We start from the raw sequence: 17,435 nt of genomic DNA on the forward strand, positions 1-17,435 counted from the left end.
AGATAGCGAAGCCGAAGGTGGAGTCGGCTCGAACAGAGCGCGGCTTGCCGGGAGTGCTCCTGCGCGCGGCGTACCCAACCGCAGTGCGTATAGGTGTTGTCGGTGCGACAGTTCGGGCGTGAGCCTGCTCGGAACTGACGCTCCTGACTTCACGCTCGAACGGACCACCGGCGACGACGTGACGCTCTCGGAGACGCTGGAGAGCGGCCCGACCGTCGTTCTCATCAACCGCGGCCACTGGTGTTCGTTTTGCGCCGAACAGCTCCAGACGTTCAACCGGGTCGCCTACGACCTCTGGTTCAACGACGGCGTGGACATCCTCCCGGTTGTGACGAGCGACCTCGGTGACCTGATGGAGATGCGTGACCGCTTCGGCTTCGAGTTCCAGCTCGCCGCCGACCCCGGCGGAGGCGTCGCAGAGCGGTACAGCGGAACCGAACAGACCAGCCACGGGCTGACGGGCATCGCCGGAACCTACGTCATCGACGGCGACGGCATCGTCCAGTACGAACAGGTCGCCGACCACCCGGCCGACAGAACCTACGGCAACTGGGTTCGGTACTTCATCCGAAACGACTACGAAGATATGTTTACGTAGGCGCGTGACGAGGTCCGTTCCGGTTCGTCAATCCGTCCAGCGTGGAAACATTGTGGTCGAATCGAGCGGGCTGTTACACCTTCTCGGCGAGTCTCGGTAGGGTCCGTGGTCATCTGGTCAACCCTGTTTGTAGGCGGCGTCAGAAACGAGTCCGCGCTCCCCGATTTGAACTCACTCGCAACGCTTCGCGGTGCTCGCTGTTCAAATCAGGTCGAGAAATCCTTCACATTCAACACCGTTCGCTTCGCTCACGTGTGTTGAATTTCAGTCCGCTCTCCCCGATTTGAACGGGGGACAAGCCGATCTACAGTCGGCTGCTCTGCCAGGCTGAGCTAAGAGCGGTCACCAATTTCTATCCCGCCGACGGTTTTAACCATTATCATTCTCCGCGCCACACGCGACGTGTGTCACACACGTGCGAAGATTAAAATAGCCCGAAGATGATTCCCGGATAGATGAGTAAAATCACGTTCCGCGCCGACGACGCCCTCGTCGAGCGATTGGACCGCCTCGATACGTCAAAAAGCGAGGTGATGCGTGAGGCGCTTCGACACTACCTCGACGAGTTGGAACGTGACGACGCGGTGTCTGATACGTCAGAACACGACCCCAACGACGGGACCGACGGCGGACTCGACGGTGCGCTCTCCACTCGCGTCGAGGAACTCGTTGACGCTCGCCTGAACGAGCAACTCCCCACACTCGTCGAGGAGACGCTCGGCACCCGCTCGCAGCGCCGTCAGACACCAGCCGATCTGAACGTCAACATCAACGTCGATGGTTCAGCCGACGAAAGCGGCGTAAACACGTCTCTCGACGACAGTACGGCATCGAATACGGAACGTAAGACACCGAGTGAAATCGAACGCGCGGAGCCGGAAACACAGCCCACAGATTGTAGTCAATGTGGCGAATCTGTCGGAAGCGACCACGTATACTGTCCGAATTGCGGTGAGAAAATGTCGCACCGAGCGTTTTGTGAGTGCGGCGAAGAATTACGGACCGATTGGGCGTTCTGTCCCGACTGCGGTCGTCGGACGCCAGCGGCCGACGTACTCGACCGCGGATAACGACCGATTAAAGCCGTCTATACGTGATATTCAGCTTCTGTCTTACAATTGCCGTTACATTTATATTCCATCCCTCTGTGGTGATTATCGCGTAAGACGGTTGTCTTACAGCCACCCAACGGCGGGCCGGTTCCCGGTTCCGTCCGTTGGTCTTAGGGTGTAAGACACTCGCACTCGCGTGCGGCGCACCGTCTTACCGGGGGAATGTAAACATGGAGCGTGTGACACTACGAATTCCGAAGCAGCAAATCGAGGAGGTCGAGCGAATGGTCGAAACGGGAGAATTCCCGAACCGGTCCGAAGCCATTCGGTCTGCCGTCCGCGATATGCTCAACGAACAGACGAGCGACAAGCGACAGCGTGAATCTACCAGCAAGCGCGGCTGGGCAAAGGTGTAACAATGCAGGATATCGTTCGTGAGGCGATGGAACGTGACGAGGCCGAACGGAAGACGCAGTCGTCGCTCGAAGACAGCGACGACCAGTTCGGTGACCCGCGTATCGTCATCGTTGGCTGTGGTGGTGCCGGGAACAATACCATCAACCGCCTCTACAACATTGGTGTCGAAGGTGCCGACACGGTCGCCATCAACACCGACAAGCAACACCTGAAGATGATCGAAGCGGACACCAAGATTCTCGTCGGGAAATCCCTGACGCAGGGTCTCGGTGCCGGTGGCGACCCCTCGATGGGTGAACGTGCCACCGAGATGGCACAGGGAACCGTCAAGGACGTCCTCGGCGACGCAGACCTCGTGTTCGTCACGGCGGGGATGGGTGGTGGCACCGGTACTGGTGCGGCGCCTGTCGTCGCAAAAATCGCAAAAGAACAGGGAGCAATCGTCGTTGGGATGGTCTCGACTCCGTTCAACGTCGAGCGCGCCCGGACGGTCAAGGCCGAAGAAGGACTCGAGAACCTCCGCAACGAGGCCGACTCCATCATCGTCCTCGACAACAACCGCCTCCTCGACTACGTCCCGAACCTGCCCATCGGCAAGGCGTTCTCGGTCATGGACCAGATTATCGCCGAAACCGTCAAGGGTATCTCGGAGACGATTACCCAACCGTCGCTCATCAACCTCGACTACGCCGACATGTCTACCATCATGAACCAAGGCGGCGTCGCGGTGATGCTCGTCGGCGAGACCCAAGACAAGAACAAAACGCAGGAAGTGGTCAACGACGCGATGAACCACCCGCTTCTCGACGTAGACTACCGCGGTGCGTCCGGTGGTCTCGTCCACATTACGGGCGGTCCTGACCTCACACTGAAGGAGGCAGAGGGGATTGCAAGCAATATTACCGAACGACTGGAGGCCGCCGCGAACGTCATCTGGGGCGCTCGTATCCAGGACGAGTACAAAGGGAAAGTCCGCGTCATGGCTATCATGACTGGTGTTCAGTCCGCACAGGTCCTCGGCCCGACGACCCAAAAGCAGGCCGATAAGTCCCGCCAGAGCATCCAGTCTGGAGACACCCAAGAACAGCTCCAGAGTTCGGAATTCGACAGCTCACAGCGTGTCGAGACGTCGCAGAGTGGCACGTGGTCCGACGGCGGCCGCGACGAAGTCGAGAAGAACAACGGTCTCGACGTCATCCGGTAACGCCCTGTCGGACACGACCTCGGACGCCGCCGCGTCCGTCCGACACAGAACTCATGGATACTTTTTGTTGACTACTTCACCCGCGAGCGACCGCGGTTTTCGGTGAACGACCCGTCGTCAGACCGCTTCTATCGACTCGATGAGCCGACACTTTCGGCACACGTCACCGGCGGTTTTCGACCCGCATCGCTCGCAGTCGTTGAGGTCAGCTTTGCCGTCACCGCGGTACTCGCGGGCGGTTATCTCGGCTAATTCCTCGTAGCCCGCCATGATCGAGTGCCGCGTTCCGGGGTGATTCTCTTCGAGTTTCAACAGGAGTTGCTGGACTTCGGCGCGGTAGGCCTCCGACGAGTGCGGGCACTCGGTGATGTGTGCGGGGAGGTCTTTCAAGTGGGCGTAGAGTGCGACCTCTTTTTCGGGGACGTCACGGAGCGGTTTTGCTCTCGGAATGAACTCACCCGCGTCGCGGCGCTTTTCGAAGTCGCCGATGCTGGCGTCGTAGTGTTTCGCCACTTGCTTGAGGTCGCCTTCGAAGAAGTTCATGAGCGCCGTTTGGGCCTCGTCGTCGAGGTTGTGGCCGGTGAGCAGTTTGTCCGCGCCGAGTTCGTCGGCAAAGCGCTCTAAGAGGTCGCGCCGAAAGACGCCGCAGTAGGCACACGCGGCCATGTTTTCGGGGTCTTTCTCGACCACGTCGTCCATCTGGACGCCGAACTCGTCTTCGTACGTGACCAGTTCGTGGTGGATGTCGAGGTCGGAAGCGAGTTCGACGCAGGCGTCGACCGACTTGTCACGGTAGCCTTCGATACCCTCGTGGATGGTCAACGCGACGAGTTCGATTCGCGGGTCGCGGCCGAAGGTGTCGTCGAGAATTTGCGTGAGGACAACGCTGTCTTTCCCGCCTGAAAGACCGATAACCCACGTCTGAGGGTTGTCTGGCGTCGCGTCTCGGGGTAGCATGTTGTCCTCGCGGATACGGCGTCGCACGCGTTTTTCCACCGAGGCACAGAGATGGTCTTCGCAGAGATGTGCCCCAGAGTAAGCCGCGTGCATGACCGCGTCGCGGCCGCACTTGTCGCACTCCATTGCCGGTCGCTTGCTTGGCAGGAGGGATACGGGTTTCGCCTCGGGGCGGTCGTCACACTCGGTCGCAACCGGTTTGCCCGTCCGCCTCTCACAAACACGCGATGGAGCGAGACGCCGCCCTCGACCGAGTCGAGAACATCGTCGATGCCGTCGAATCCGAGACGCTTCCGGTTCCGGTCCGTGAGGTATGGGTCTACGGCGACGTTGCCCTCGGACTCGACCCGCTCGACCGACTCGACGTGTACGTGACGAAAGATATTCTCCTCCGCGGCGACCCCGACGCGGCCGAGGAATTCGAGCAATCTCACGGGGTGAAAGGCGTCGGCAAGAGCGTCCGCGCCGAGTGGGCACGCGACTATCCCGACCTACTTCGCGCGAACGCGAATGGCTACGCCGCGCCCGAAAAGTGCCTCGCCGCACACCTCCTTCCGGACGACGACGAACCCGTCCACCTCGAAGTGTGCAACGCCTCGTTCGAAGACAACGTCACCCAACGACTGAAGGGCGCGGTCTCCCGCGAGGCGTACGAACAGATTCTCGACCCGCGGGGCGTCTGTCTCTACGCCGACGGCCAGCGCTCTCCGAACGCGATGGAGAAACTCAGACAAAGCGAGTTCGCCTTCCCGACGCTCACCGGCGCACTGGAGATGCTCGGGTTAGAAGGCGACGAGGCCGACGCGGCCGTCGAGGCGATGCGCACCTACCGTGCCGAACAGACCGGGACGTCGGTCCGCGGCGACGTAGTCTGAGGCGACCTGAATCCGTTCCGTACGCTGGTCGCGCCGACCCGCACGTCACTTTTGATTGTACCGTTTTCCCTCTTCGCGGGCTTGTTGCTCCGCGTCGTGCCGGTCCATCTTCGGGAGGTCGCGCGTCTCTCCCCGAATAGCGAGATAGATGACGACCGGAACGCCGACACTCAAGAGAAGAATCAAGAACAGTCCGATTCCTGAAGACATATTGTCATCTGTGGCGGCCGGAGTGGTAATCATTTCGGGGGCCGTGAATCGGCAGGTTAGGTATCAGCAGAGCGGAGACAATCGAAGGCTCAGCTATCTTGGTGGTGGCCGGGTCGAATCTGCCTAAAGGTGTTTGACAGTTGGATTTTTATCCTCGGCGTGTCCATCTCCTCCTATGAGCCCTCCAATAGACAGCGACCGCGGCGGTTGCCCGAAGTGCGGACACGAAGAGACGGAGATGGACTCCATCGCAACGTCCGGAACCGGTCTCTCGAAGATTTTCGACGTCCAGAACCGCAAATTCACCGTCGTTTCGTGCACCAGTTGCGGCTACTCGGAACTCTACCGCGGACAGTCGGGCGGTAACCTCGTTGACCTCTTTTTCGGTTAACCAGCGCGGTCCGTCCGCGAATCAGATTTTATTGCCGGAGCTACAGGACGGCGTCACCAGCGACGAACTCGGTCGGCGCGGTTGCGTTCGTCACCCCGCGAACCGTCGTCAGTCCACAATCGTCCGTCAGTCTGCAAACCGTCGCCCGCAGTCACACCCTGCCGGTCGTCACGTCGAACGGGACGACTTCGGCCCGGCGGTACGCCCCGTCTCGAATCTGCTGGACGACTTCGCGGCCCATCTGCCGCCATTCCCGCCGGACAGACTCGTACGACACGTCGTCAGCGAGACCGCGCTTGAGGTCGGCTTCGTGACGGTCGAGTCCCTCACCAGTCGCTTTCTTGGCCGCACTTCGAACGTCGTGTTCGTCGTACGGCGGTTCGACCAGTTTTCTGTGGTGGTAGCGTCTGGTGCCGACGACCGACAGTCCGGCATCGGAACACAGGCCGCTCACGCGTTCGCCGAGCGCCACGTTGGTCTGGACGCCGTCGAGGAAGGCGTCTCTGACGCGGCGTTCGAGCGAGACTTCCGCTTCGACCGTCGAATCGACGCCGACAGCGGCGTTATCGGGTTCGACCGCCGCGACGAGGTCTGTAGACACGCGTGCGAACTCCGACAGTGCGGCCGCCGGGTCAGGGAGATTCACGAGGAGTGCCTGACAGACGACGAGGTCGAAACTGTCGTCCGGGAAGGGAAGTCGGGTCGCATCGCCCGCGACGACCGCCACTCGTTCGCGGTCGGCGGCAACCGAAAGCAGGTCTGTGTCGGCATCGACGCCGACGACGTCGGCGCTGGAGGACTCGGCGAGGACGCGCGAGAATTCGCCCGTGCCGCACCCGACATCGAGGATTCGGTCGCGCCCATCGAGGTCTAAATCGGCGAGGGCGGCGCGCGAATCGTCCCACATCCCTTGTCGCGTCCGCCGGAGATACGATTCGGAAAAGCGTCGCACGTCCCAGATTCGGGTGCGGCGCGGCAAAAATCAGTCGGTGTGTCGAACCCGATGTCCGACGGGTGCAGTATCAGTCTCTCTGCCGGAGGCGAACCGCCGCGATAGCCAGCGCGACTGTCGAGGCAAAAAGTCCGAACCCGGGTGCGCCAGTCGTCGTCGATGCCGGTTGTGCCGTTGCATTCTCGGGGTCCGATTGGTCGGCTGAGGTGGGAGACGATGTGCTGGGTGGCGTCGCAGTCCGAGTTGTCTCGGAGGGCGTCGTCCGCGGTGCCGTCGAAGATTCGGTTGTCGTCTCTGTGGAACTCGTCTCGGAGGGCGTCGTCGTCTCGGATACCGCACCGAGACTCGGCACTTCGACATCGACGGCGACGCCCGCGTGGTCGGACGGCCAGCGGTCGCCGTCCAGTGTTTCGATACGGGCATCCTCGGTGTGCGCGAACCGAGAGGGTTCGCCCGCGTCGAGGTCGCGGACGAACACGTGGTCAACCGTCCGGCTCAGGTCGCCGCCGGTCAGGGTACTCCTCCGACAGCACGTCGGGGCGAGGTCGGCCGTCACCGGGTCGAGACCATCTGCAAGCCGCGTGTACGCTTCGTCTCCGGGCGTAGTGTTTAGGTCTCCCGCGACGGCTACCGGCCCGTCGCGCGAGGCGACCCACTCGGCGAGTTCGGCGGCCTGTTCGGTTCGGACCCCCCGACTCGCCCGTTCGAGATGCGTCGATACGACGGTAAACGACCGGCTGTTGGAGTCGGTAAGCGAGACCGTCGCCGCGGCGAACCCGCGCGGAATACGGAGTGTGTCATCGGTATCGTTCCCGAGTGGGACTTCGAGCGCGGCGTCGAACGCTTCGCCGCGGAGGTCACTCGCTTCGGCTGTCTCTCGCACGAGAATCGCGTCTTTGTCGCGGAGCGTGACGGTCGTCCGACGTCCGTCGATGCGACCCGGAAGCGAGACCGGTGTCGTCTCGGATACTGCGGCGACGCGGTAGTCCGCCGCCGCGTCGTCGAGCGCCGTCGTCAGTTCTGCGAGGAAATCAACCGATTCGGCGTCGGCCACAGCGACCGCCGCGGCCTCCTGAAGCGCAATAACATCCGCGTCGATTGCGACGAGTTCGCCCGCGAGAGCCGCCATCCGCTGTGTGACGTCGCTCTCGCGGACTGAATCGTACAGGTCACCGACGATACGACGCCGCTCGGATGCGTCTTCGGCAAAGAGAATCGGCGTGAGGCTCACGCCGAGACCGAGGTTTAGCGTGGCGATTCGAGCTGTTCCCGCGGTTTGGGCGGTTTGGGCCGTTTGGGCGGTTTGGACCGTTTGGGCGGTTTCGGCAGTTCCCATGGTTCCGTCGAGTGTCGTTGCTGTCGCGGACTGGGAATGCGCCGCTCCCGCGAAAACGGCGCTCACGGGGACTGTCGTCGCACACCGAAGGACGGCGCGACGGGACAACTGGAGGGTCATGCTGGACGTCGAACGCACACACGGTGATTCGAAAGCGTGACCGATAATCGTTGCCGGACGTGTCGGTTGTCGTTTATTTCGCGTCGGCGCGGAACTCGCGGACGCGTTCGATGTTCCACTCGTAGCTCTTGCCGTTCTCGGTCGGCGTCTCCAACACGAGCGGGACGTCGTTGGCGACGATGGCGTCGTGATTGATGAACGCGCGCATGCCCGCTTCGCCGATGAGACCTTCACCGATGTGGGCGTGTTCGTCCTTGTTCGTGCCGCACTCGTGTTTCGAGTCGTTCAGGTGGACGCACTTGAGATGTTCAATCCCGACTTCGGCGTCGAGTTCGTCGAACGTCTCGGCGACGCCCTCGGGCGTCGAGAGGTCGTAGCCCGCGGCGAACACGTGGGCCGTGTCGAGACAGATATCGAGGTCCTGTGTGGACTCTTCGAGGACGTAGCCGAGGTGCGCGAAGTCGTCGCCCATCTTCGTGCCCGAGCCGGCGTCGGATTCGATGAGGATGGTGACGCCGTCCGGCACGTCGATTTCGTCGAGGACGGAGACGGCGTTTTCGAGTCCCTGCTGTTCGCCCGCGCCGGTGTGTGCGCCGAGGTGAACGTTCACGTACGGAATGTCGAGTTTGGCCGCGGCATCGACTTCCTTCTGCATGGAATCGAGCGACTTCTCGCGCAGACCGTCTTTCGGCGTACAGAGGTTGACGAGATACGACGTGTGGATGACCCACGGGCCGTCGAGCGACTCGGCTGTCCCCTCGCGGAAGGCGTCGGACTCCTCGTCGCCGATATTGGGGTCTTGCCACACCTGCGGGGAGTGGGTGAATATCTGACCGCAGTTCCCGCCGACGTCGATTTGGTTTCCGACCGCATTATCGACGCCACCGGCGATAGAAACGTGTGCTCCAACTCGCATGCCGAACCCCACGGGATACCCGAACAAAGGAACTTCGGAGTTGCTGGACTAGCCGGAACGAATATCAATTACAATAACCAAAATCGAACGATGACTGGACTCGCCGTCGGAGCGACTGCCCCCGACGTCACACAGACGCTCGTCGCACCAGACGGGGAGACGATAGACCGCGCTCTCTCGACCCTCGTCACCGAAAAACCAGTGCTGTTGTGTTTCTACACCGCGGATTTCAGCCCCGATTGCACCGAAGAGTGGTGCGCCATCCGCGACTTCGACTGGTTTTCGACCGGGAACGACGTTCACGTCGTCGGCGCGAGCAAATCGGGCGTCGGTATGCACCGCCGGTTTATCTCCCAACACAACTTGAACTTCCCGCTGTACGCGGACACCGACCTCGAACTCGCCTCGGCGTTCGACGTCGTCTACCGAACCTTCGGCGTCTCGAAGCGCGCCCGCCGGTCGTGTTTTCTCATCGATGAAAATCTGACCGTCCGCTACCGTTGGATTGGCGAGCACTGGCTCGACCCGACTCGGGACGTCCCGCCGCTGACAGAAGTGTACGAGGGCGTCGTCGATGCGCTCGAATTAGACTCACCCGAAACGTTCGGGTTCTGAGTGTCGGCGGCGACCAAGTCGGCTTTACTTCGAACTCGATTGCGGGGTCCGGCGAACCCACTCGCTGTCGCGGTATTTCTCGTCCGCGCGCGTCCGCGCACGTTCAAGTTCGTCGTCGGTCCACGACCCAGCTTCGGCATCGACGAACGCGGCGAGCGAATCGGTCAGCGCTTCGACGAACGCCTCGCGGGACACGTCCGCGAGTTCGTCGATACCGACGACGCGTTCGCGGAACTCCTCGGGGGTCACGTCGTGGCCGTCGAACACGCCGAGGTGCGTTTCGGCATCGACCGAGTACGTGAGCGAGCCGTGTTGTACGACGGCGTCGCGGCGGCGGTACTGTGCGTTCCCCGCGATTTTCCGACCCTCGGCGACCATGTCGTGGGCCGGATGAAGCGCCCGGAGGTAACACGCGGGATGCCAGATAACCGGCATGTCGTCATCGACGAAATCCACGTCAACGCCGACCGACCGAATCGCGTCGAGAATCGGCTCACAGAGAACGTGATAGCAATCCATGAGGTCGCCGGGGAGTTCGTCCTTCGGCGCGACAATCGAGTAAGCGACGTCGCCGTGGTGGTCGTGGTAGATGCCGCCGCCGCCGGTCGGTCGGCGAGTCACCTCGATACCCTCGCGCTCGCAGAACTCCCAATCGACCGTTTCCGGGTCCTGTCCGTAGCCCAGTGAGAGACAACTTGGTTCCCACGAGTAGACGCGAACCGTCCGAGGGCCGCCCGCCGCGGCCGTCTCGCCCGCAATTTCGTCCAGCGCCATCTGCATCGGTCCCGGCCGAATGTCTTCTCGAATCAACCGCCACTCGCGGTCAGCGAGTGCGCCCTCTGAGTCGTTCATACGCTGGATACGCGCAAGCGAGATGAAAGTGATTTCGACGCTCGCCGATACGCGGTCGGTTCGACGCTCGCGCCCCGAGCGACCAATCGCCCCGACGACCAATCACCCCGACGACCAATCACCCCGACGACCAATCACCCAAGTGGCTGGTCGCCGAGCGATTCGATTATACCGCGCCGCGGTGACGTTCGGCTATGAAGTTTCACCGCGTTGCCATCGCCGCGGCAGACCCCATCTCGCTGTGTGAGTTCTATGTCGAGACGCTCGGATTCGCGCCCGTCTCGGGGTCGCAACGCTCTGCGACCGCCGGTGAGACCACGCTCTGGTTCGAACTCGGTGATACGAACCCCGGACACCTCGCCTTTACCGTCGATGCGACGATTGAATCCGTGGTCTCGTGGCTGGTCGACCACGATATCGAGATTCTCGAAACGGACCACGGTGAGAGCATCCGATTCGACTTCCTCGAATGTGACTCTGTGTACTTCGAGGACCCGGACGGCAACGTCATCGAGTACATCTGCTACGACGGCCAGGCCGCCGACGAGTTCGACCCCGAGACGGACCTTCGAGGCGCGACCGAAGTCGGCATGGCCGTTCCAGCAGTCGTCCCGTTCGTCGAAGCCCTGACGGACGCACTCGCCATCGAGACACTGGAATCGTTCGAAGAAGGCGAACTCGTCTTCGTCGGCGATAGAGACGCCCGGTTCGTCGTCTCACCCTCCGGTCGGCCGTGGTACCCGACAGAGACAGACGCGACGGTTGGTCCGGTTTCCGTTCAGTGCGACGTGGATGGCGTGTTCGACCCGGAAGAGTTGCCGTATCGGGTGAACGTCGAAGCCTGAGCGGTCGGTGAGCAGACTCATTTTCGGAGAGGCACCATCGCCGGTAAGCCTACTGTGTAGACTAGGCTGGGCTACAGAACGCGATGGCTGTCGGTGAAAGACGGACTATCGACATTCTATATCGCTGTATTCGATTTATCACGGCACAATTCGGTGACTCGCGGCTCTTTTACGCCTCGCTCACGGAGAGACCCTATGGTACGGAACGTCGCAGGCGTGATGGCCGAACTCGAACCCGAGGACTTCTATCTCCTCTCGGGCGTCGAGCAGGGCATGCGCTTCAGCGAGTGGGTCAACCGCGAGAAGATTCCGAAGAACGCGGGGCTGACCGCAGAAGAGGTCGACTACCGCATCGACCGCTGTATGACCCGCGACCTCATCGAGCGCAAGACCATCCAGTACGAGGGGTACAAACTCACGGTCGAAGGGTACGATGCGCTCGCCCTCCGAACGTTCGCACAGCGAGACACCATTCAAGGATTCGGCGCACCACTCGGCGTCGGCAAGGAAAGTGACGTGTTCGAAGTCCAGTCGTTCAAGCCGCTGGCGCTGAAATTCCACCGCGAGGGCTACACGAATTTCCGGGAGGTCCGCCGCGAGCGCGACTACACCTCCGACAATCACCACGTTTCGTGGCTCTACACCGCCCGCAAGGCGGCCGAACGCGAGTACGATGCACTGGAAACACTCTTTCCGAAGGTGTCGGTTCCCCGCCCCGTAGACCACAACCGCCACGCGATCATCATGTCGAAACTCGACGGCGTCGAACTCGGGAAGTCCCGACTCGAATCCGAGCAGGTGACGGGCGTACTCGGATTGATTCTCGACGAGATGGCCTCGGCGTACGACGCCGGGTTCGTCCACGCGGACATGTCTGAGTACAACGTCGCGGTCGGCGAAGGTGGAATCACCATCTTCGATTGGCCGCAGGCAGTCCCGACCGACCACGACAACGCCCGCGAACTCCTCGCGCGCGACGTGAAGAATATCGTCGGCTACTTCCAGCGTAAGTACCCCACAGAGATGCCAGACGATATCGACCTCGATTCGCTAACCGACGAAATCGCCCGCAACGAGTTCGAACGAGTGGGCGACGGGAGCGCCTAACGGCGGTTTTACAGCGTTTGTCCGGTCTGTAGCCTGTGTTCGAGAGTGACGACGTTGCGTCGGCGTCCCAGATATAAATCTAATATTGCGATATAGAATCCGGGTGTGACTCTCGAACTGCGCGGTATCCACGCACCCCCTGACTGTGATGGCGGACAAGAGCGGTTCAAAATCCGAATCAGCAATCTCGCTTACAAAATATCAGTTCAGCTACTTCTTTAGTAGGAAACGTTCGTAGGGCGATGTGATGCACCAACGCGAACCCACTGTCGTCGCCCTCTGCGGGAGTCTCCGTGACGAGAGTAAGACGCGAATCGCGCTGACAGAAGCGCTCGCGGCCGCACGCGACGCGGGTGCCTCGACAGAACTCGTCGATTTGCGCGACTACGAACTACCGATGTTGAACGCCGCCGATTCCGTGCCGGACGCACGCCGACTGCAAGAGACCGTCAGCGACGCGGACAGCGTTCTCGTCGGCACGCCCAACTACCACGGGTCGTACTCCGGCGCGCTGAAGAACGCGCTCGATTACTGCGGCCGGGACGAATTCTCCGAGACGGTCGTCGGCCTGCTGGAAGTCGCTGGTGGACAGTTTCCGGGGACGGCACTCGTCCACCTCCGGACGGTCTGTCGAACGCTCAATGCGTGGGCGCTTCCGACGGAGGTCGCAATTCCCGACTCGAACACGACCGTCACCGAAGACGGGATTCGAGACGAACAGGTGACAAAGCGAGTCGCCCGCTTGGGGAGCGAACTTGCACGATACGCGGGCATGCCTCACTACCCCGAGATGTGTGAGTCGCGGCGCGAACAGACGATTGTGGGGACACAAACTGACGATTAGCCAGCAGACGAACGCAAGAAGAGCCTCAGCCGGCAGACGCGACCGAGACGTCCGCTTCGGAACTCCGGAGGAATCAATACCAGCGTGAATCAATCCGAGGATATGTCTTTACGCTGGGATAATATCTCGCACGTGACGAAAGTTGACCCGGCGGAACCGTTGCCGTCAGACCTCGATATTCTCGATGGGACCGATTTGGTCATCGTCGGCGGTTCCGACGGCGTCACGCAGGCCAACTCACTCGACGCAATCGAACGGATTCGAGCGCAGTTTTCCGACCTGCCGGTGTTTCAGGAACCCTATGGTTCGGACCACGTCTCGTCGGAGACGATGGACGCCGTCGATTATCTCTCGGTTCCCGCCGTCTACAACGGCGACCGCGACAACTTCGTCGCAAAGCACGTGGACTTCTTTACGGAAGTCGGGAGCAAGCCCGAGGAAGTCACGGGAACGGGACTGCCCGTCGTCGGCGACGTCATCGCGTCTCGCGGCCGCGACGCAATCGCGGCGGCCGCAGAGAAGATACTTGGCGAAGGCTACGTGATTCAGAACCTCGATTCGAAAGCGGCGGCCGTCTCCGGGGTTGACAGACTCTACAGCCCCGACGAGGTCGCGGGCGCGGCGTTGGCGACGGAGTCTTTCTACGGGTTCCCTATCTTCTACATCGAGTACTCCGGCGTCTACGGCGGTCCCGAAGACGTCGAAGCGGCGTCGAAATATCTCGACGAGACGGTACTGCTCTACGGCGGCGGCATCCGGAGCAACGAACAGACGAGAGAGATTCTCGACGCCGGTGCCGACGCCGTCGTCGTCGGAGACTGCTTCCACGACGACCCCGAACGGTATCGACAGACGATGCCCTGAGACCGCCGAAGGCTCTCGGCCGACTGGATTCGGTCACTGCGCGGTCTCGAACGTGACCGTGTCGGCTTCGAAGTCTTCGACGAACGCGCCGGGACCACCGACGCTGTAGGTGCCGTCGTCGGTCTCGACGACGAGCGTGTTTTCGACCGGGAACGAATTGTTCGCGGGTTCGAGCAACCCTTGGCGAGTGTCAACGACGCGCCCGCGAAGTTCCGTCGGGCCGCTCGTGTGAACCATCCGGCCGGAGACGGTTACGTGCAGGTCGATACCAGCACGGCGACAGAGCGCGGCCTGCAAGACGGCGTGGCGGAAGTTGTGGTACGTCGTCGGGAGCGGGTCGGGGTCAACCGTGTAGGCCTCGGCGGCCATCGGCCAGTAGTTGCCGAAAAAGGACCCGACGATGACCGGCCCGAGGTGCGGTTGTGCGAACACGATTGCCTGCGATTCGGAGTTCGACCGGGCGACCATCTCGCCGGGGGCGATGAGACCGGCCCGCGAATCGACGGTGAGCATGGTCGGCATCGGTTGGTGCCAGACGCGCACCAAAGACGCCACGCCTTCGAGCGAGAGGTCGTCGTGCGGTTCGACGCCGCTGACGACGAGCGAGACGAGAACGCCTCGTTCGCGCGCGGCGCGCAGTTCGTCGGCAACCTCGTCGAGCACGTCGTAGGGAAGCGACAGCGTGATTTCGGCGTCCGCTCGTCCGATGAGTTCGGTGATGCGCTTGAGCACCGTCACCCGAGATTTGATGACCTCGAATCGCTCTTCGTCGCGGGCGGTCGCCGTGTACCGTTCTTCGAGCGCGGGACGCATGGACTCGACGCTCTCGGACAGCGATTCGATGACTTCGAGCGGTGGGAGCGGCCGAATCGTCGTCGGCACGACGTGGTCGTTGACCTCTACGAACCCGCGTTCTTCGAGTTCCTTGCTCACGCTGTAGACGTAGCGCTTCGAGACCCCCGCCGCGTCGGCGATTTGGCTCGCCTTCGCCTCCCCGAGTTCGAGGAGCGTCAGATACGTATCGACGACCTTCTCTGAGAGCCCAAATTGCTCCAGGAGGTCGGCGAGTTCCCGGTCGTCCATGCTCTGATTGTCTTGACCACGCTACTTAATCACTCGACTCGGAGACGCGCCGAAACGGGGATTCGCGGGAACGCGTCCCGGCGATGTTTCCACAGTCGGCCGGTCAGCGGCTGACGTGACTACACAGCCATCTAAAAGTATGAAGGAACATTACACCAAGATTATTATCGGCGGGGAACCCACGACTCAGCAATGCAATTACGTGACGCACTGGCTGACTACAAACGGCACGCAGAACACCCGACTCGGTTTCCGGGCGAGAGACGGACGACGAGCGGCCTGTTTTCGGGACTCGACGGCCGACTCGTTCACGTCGAGACCGACGGGTCACTCCGAGACTTTGGTTACCCGCTCTCGGGGCTTTGGGGCGTCGAACGCTCTCGATTCGGTGTTCGTCCGGCGCACGAAAACGACGACGGCGGCATCTACTGGTTCGACAGCGGCGCGACACAGTCGTACACCGACGACGGCGGGGTCGTCGTCACCGAACACGAGACCGCCTACGGCGACGTCACCCAGTCCGACCTCACGGTCGGCGACGGCCACGTCACGCGATTCGAGACCGATACCGACGCGGACGCAGAACTGGAACTCGTCGCGTTCGTCCACTTCCAACCCGACGGCCGCGACACGCTCGTCGGCCAGTTACGCCACGGCGACACCGTCGAAGCGTACCACGCCGAGGAACACGACTTCCTCGCGTCGGCACCCGCGTTTGACCACGTGGAGGGTCGCATTCCCGAACAGTTCGACGAACTGCTCTCCGACGGTGAGGTCGAACTCCCACGCCCTCGCACGGACGACTGCTACGAAGAAGGCCAGTTGAGCGGTGCAATCGTCGGAACTGTCCCGTTCGCCGAGGGGTCGGCCGCCGTCGGGCATCTCGTCACCGACGACACCGAAACGAGTCGGCGCGACGCGCTCGACGCCGTTCGAGACCTCGCGGCGCTCGACCGCGACGACATGCGCACCCGCGCCGCCGAACAGGTCGTCGGACGCGTCCCCGACCACGACGAAGCGGGCGCGATGCACGACGATATTCGCGTCCTCTCACTTCTTTCTGGGCCGCTCGGTCTCCGAATCGCAGGCCCCGATTTCGATCCGTACTACGCCTATTCGGGCGGCTACGGCTACACGTGGTTCCGCGACGATGCCGAAATCTCGAAATTCCTCTTCGAGTCCGACGAGCGACTCGACCTCGGTCTCGACGCGTGGCACGAACGGAGCGCCCGAGCCTACTGCCGCACCCAGCGCGACGACGGGTCGTGGCCCCACCGCGTCTGGCCGTTCGACGGGTCGCTCGCACCCGGGTGGGCCAACGCGCGCCTCGAATCCGGCGACGACGCCGACTATCAGGCCGACCAGACGGGGAGCGTCATCGCCTTCCTCGCAATGTACTACGGCCACTGCGACGACGCCGACCTCCGCGCCGACATCGAGACGACGCTGGAACGCGCGCTCGACAGCCTCGACGAGACCCTCGGCGACGACGGTCTCCCGGTCACCTGCCAGAACGCGTGGGAGAACATGACCGGGCGGTTCAGCCACACCGCCGCGACGTTCCTCGAAGCCTACGCCGCGCTCGCGCTCTCGGACCTCGACGGCGACCTGACCGACCGCGCCGCCGATCGCGCCCGCGACGTCTACGAGGGTATCGACGCCCTCTGGAGCGACGACCGCGAGTGCTACGCGCTCCGCCTCACCGACGGCGAACTGGACGACCGCTACGACTCCGCCGCGCTCGCGCTCGTCTCGGCGCACCGAACCTACGACCGACTCGAATCCGTCGGCGACGACCGCCTCGACAGACTCGTCGCGCACACCGAGGCCGTCTTCGACGGACTCTGGCACGACCCCGACGAAAGCGACGTGAAAGGGCTGGTCCGCTTCGAGGGCGACGACTGGCGGATGCGCGAACAGTCCACGGAGAAGATTTGGACCGTCTCGACCGCGTGGGGCGCGAACGCCGGAGTCGAACTCGCGGGACTGCTCGCGGCCCACGATGACCACCGAGGCACGTCGTTCGCGGAGACGGGGCAGTCGCTTCTCGAACTCGTCTTGCCTGACGGCCCGCTTTGTACCGACGCGGGCTACCTCGCAGAGCAGTTCTTCGACGACGGGACGCCGGACAGCGCGACGCCGCTCGGATGGCCGCACGCGATTCGCCTGGCGACGCTTGCGACGCTCGAAGACTAAC

At 62.3% G+C, this 17,435-nt stretch carries 19 protein-coding genes and 1 tRNA gene; 12 read left to right on the forward strand and 8 right to left on the reverse strand.

The window, feature by feature from the left end; translation table 11 throughout:
- Positions 1-118 precede the first annotated feature (118 nt).
- A complete protein-coding gene (locus tag C440_RS16405) occupies positions 119-598 on the forward strand; it encodes a peroxiredoxin family protein (RefSeq protein ID WP_008321788.1) in 480 nt (159 codons plus the stop codon).
- A 268-nt stretch (positions 599-866) separates the two neighbouring features.
- On the opposite strand, the gene C440_RS16410 is transcribed toward C440_RS16405, so the two are convergent.
- Positions 867-940 (reverse strand) — tRNA-Tyr (locus C440_RS16410).
- A gap of 113 nt (positions 941-1,053) precedes the next feature.
- Here C440_RS16410 and C440_RS16415 point away from each other — a divergent pair.
- The 3 genes from C440_RS16415 to ftsZ all read left to right on the forward strand — a co-directional run bounded on the left by C440_RS16415 (position 1,054) and on the right by ftsZ (position 3,271).
- Entirely contained in the window at positions 1,054-1,668 is a 615-nt protein-coding gene (locus C440_RS16415; protein WP_008321789.1) for a double zinc ribbon domain-containing protein, read from the forward strand.
- A 212-nt stretch (positions 1,669-1,880) separates the two neighbouring features.
- On the forward strand, positions 1,881-2,066 hold the full coding sequence (locus tag C440_RS16420) for a ribbon-helix-helix domain-containing protein (RefSeq protein WP_008321790.1): 186 nt from the start codon (positions 1,881-1,883) through the stop codon (positions 2,064-2,066).
- 2 nt (positions 2,067-2,068) lie between these two features.
- Positions 2,069-3,271: a cell division protein FtsZ gene (gene ftsZ, locus C440_RS16425; RefSeq protein ID WP_008321791.1), complete on the forward strand. Its 1,203-nt coding sequence runs from the start codon at positions 2,069-2,071 to the stop codon at positions 3,269-3,271.
- Positions 3,272-3,388: 117 nt separating this feature from the next.
- On the opposite strand, the gene ncsA is transcribed toward ftsZ, so the two are convergent.
- Positions 3,389-4,354: a tRNA 2-thiolation protein NcsA gene (gene ncsA, locus C440_RS16430; protein ID WP_008321792.1), complete on the reverse strand. Its 966-nt coding sequence runs from the start codon at positions 4,352-4,354 to the stop codon at positions 3,389-3,391.
- 101 nt (positions 4,355-4,455) lie between these two features.
- Here ncsA and C440_RS16435 point away from each other — a divergent pair, with 101 nt between their 5' ends.
- Positions 4,456-5,103 (forward strand): DUF7095 family protein, encoded by a 648-nt coding sequence (locus tag C440_RS16435; RefSeq protein WP_008321793.1) that lies wholly within the window; start codon positions 4,456-4,458, stop codon positions 5,101-5,103.
- A gap of 45 nt (positions 5,104-5,148) precedes the next feature.
- On the opposite strand, the gene C440_RS17455 is transcribed toward C440_RS16435, so the two are convergent.
- Complete coding sequence (locus C440_RS17455) at positions 5,149-5,313, reverse strand: hypothetical protein (protein ID WP_008321794.1); 165 nt, start codon at positions 5,311-5,313, stop codon at positions 5,149-5,151.
- A gap of 175 nt (positions 5,314-5,488) precedes the next feature.
- Here C440_RS17455 and C440_RS16440 point away from each other — a divergent pair, with 175 nt between their 5' ends.
- Positions 5,489-5,704, forward strand: coding sequence for a zinc ribbon domain-containing protein (locus C440_RS16440; RefSeq protein ID WP_049915932.1), 216 nt, complete (start codon positions 5,489-5,491; stop codon positions 5,702-5,704).
- Positions 5,705-5,855: 151 nt separating this feature from the next.
- On the opposite strand, the gene C440_RS16445 is transcribed toward C440_RS16440, so the two are convergent.
- The 3 genes from C440_RS16445 to C440_RS16455 all read right to left on the reverse strand — a co-directional run bounded on the left by C440_RS16445 (position 5,856) and on the right by C440_RS16455 (position 9,028).
- Positions 5,856-6,656, reverse strand: a complete 801-nt coding sequence (locus tag C440_RS16445; RefSeq protein WP_338035390.1) for a class I SAM-dependent methyltransferase — start codon at positions 6,654-6,656, stop codon at positions 5,856-5,858.
- A gap of 70 nt (positions 6,657-6,726) precedes the next feature.
- On the reverse strand, positions 6,727-8,112 hold the full coding sequence (locus tag C440_RS16450; RefSeq protein WP_008321797.1) for an endonuclease/exonuclease/phosphatase family protein: 1,386 nt from the start codon (positions 8,110-8,112) through the stop codon (positions 6,727-6,729).
- Positions 8,113-8,185: 73 nt separating this feature from the next.
- Positions 8,186-9,028: a deoxyribonuclease IV gene (locus C440_RS16455; protein WP_008321798.1), complete on the reverse strand. Its 843-nt coding sequence runs from the start codon at positions 9,026-9,028 to the stop codon at positions 8,186-8,188.
- 90 nt (positions 9,029-9,118) lie between these two features.
- Between C440_RS16455 and C440_RS16460 the strand changes: the two genes are divergently transcribed.
- Positions 9,119-9,643: a redoxin domain-containing protein gene (locus C440_RS16460; RefSeq protein ID WP_008321799.1), complete on the forward strand. Its 525-nt coding sequence runs from the start codon at positions 9,119-9,121 to the stop codon at positions 9,641-9,643.
- 24 nt (positions 9,644-9,667) lie between these two features.
- On the opposite strand, the gene C440_RS16465 is transcribed toward C440_RS16460, so the two are convergent.
- Entirely contained in the window at positions 9,668-10,495 is an 828-nt protein-coding gene (locus tag C440_RS16465; protein ID WP_049915970.1) for a lipoate--protein ligase family protein, read from the reverse strand.
- A gap of 194 nt (positions 10,496-10,689) precedes the next feature.
- Here C440_RS16465 and C440_RS16470 point away from each other — a divergent pair, with 194 nt between their 5' ends.
- The 4 genes from C440_RS16470 (at position 10,690) to C440_RS16485 (ending at position 14,155) form a co-directional block, all read left to right on the forward strand.
- The gene (locus C440_RS16470) at positions 10,690-11,340 is read left to right on the forward strand and encodes a VOC family protein (RefSeq protein WP_008321803.1); all 651 of its coding nucleotides are present in this window, start codon (positions 10,690-10,692) and stop codon (positions 11,338-11,340) included.
- A gap of 195 nt (positions 11,341-11,535) precedes the next feature.
- Complete coding sequence (locus C440_RS16475; protein ID WP_008321804.1) at positions 11,536-12,447, forward strand: serine/threonine-protein kinase RIO2; 912 nt, start codon at positions 11,536-11,538, stop codon at positions 12,445-12,447.
- A gap of 247 nt (positions 12,448-12,694) precedes the next feature.
- A complete protein-coding gene (locus C440_RS16480) occupies positions 12,695-13,291 on the forward strand; it encodes an NADPH-dependent FMN reductase (protein WP_008321806.1) in 597 nt (198 codons plus the stop codon).
- A 102-nt stretch (positions 13,292-13,393) separates the two neighbouring features.
- Positions 13,394-14,155 (forward strand): heptaprenylglyceryl phosphate synthase, encoded by a 762-nt coding sequence (locus tag C440_RS16485; RefSeq protein WP_008321812.1) that lies wholly within the window; start codon positions 13,394-13,396, stop codon positions 14,153-14,155.
- A 33-nt stretch (positions 14,156-14,188) separates the two neighbouring features.
- On the opposite strand, the gene C440_RS16490 is transcribed toward C440_RS16485, so the two are convergent.
- Positions 14,189-15,238, reverse strand: a complete 1,050-nt coding sequence (locus tag C440_RS16490) for a TrmB family transcriptional regulator (RefSeq protein WP_008321813.1) — start codon at positions 15,236-15,238, stop codon at positions 14,189-14,191.
- 192 nt (positions 15,239-15,430) lie between these two features.
- Between C440_RS16490 and C440_RS16495 the strand changes: the two genes are divergently transcribed.
- Complete coding sequence (locus C440_RS16495; protein WP_008321814.1) at positions 15,431-17,434, forward strand: glycoside hydrolase family 15 protein; 2,004 nt, start codon at positions 15,431-15,433, stop codon at positions 17,432-17,434.
- Position 17,435 lies beyond the last annotated feature (1 nt).

Source organism: Haloferax mucosum ATCC BAA-1512, assembly GCF_000337815.1.
GTDB lineage: Archaea > Halobacteriota > Halobacteria > Halobacteriales > Haloferacaceae > Haloferax > Haloferax mucosum.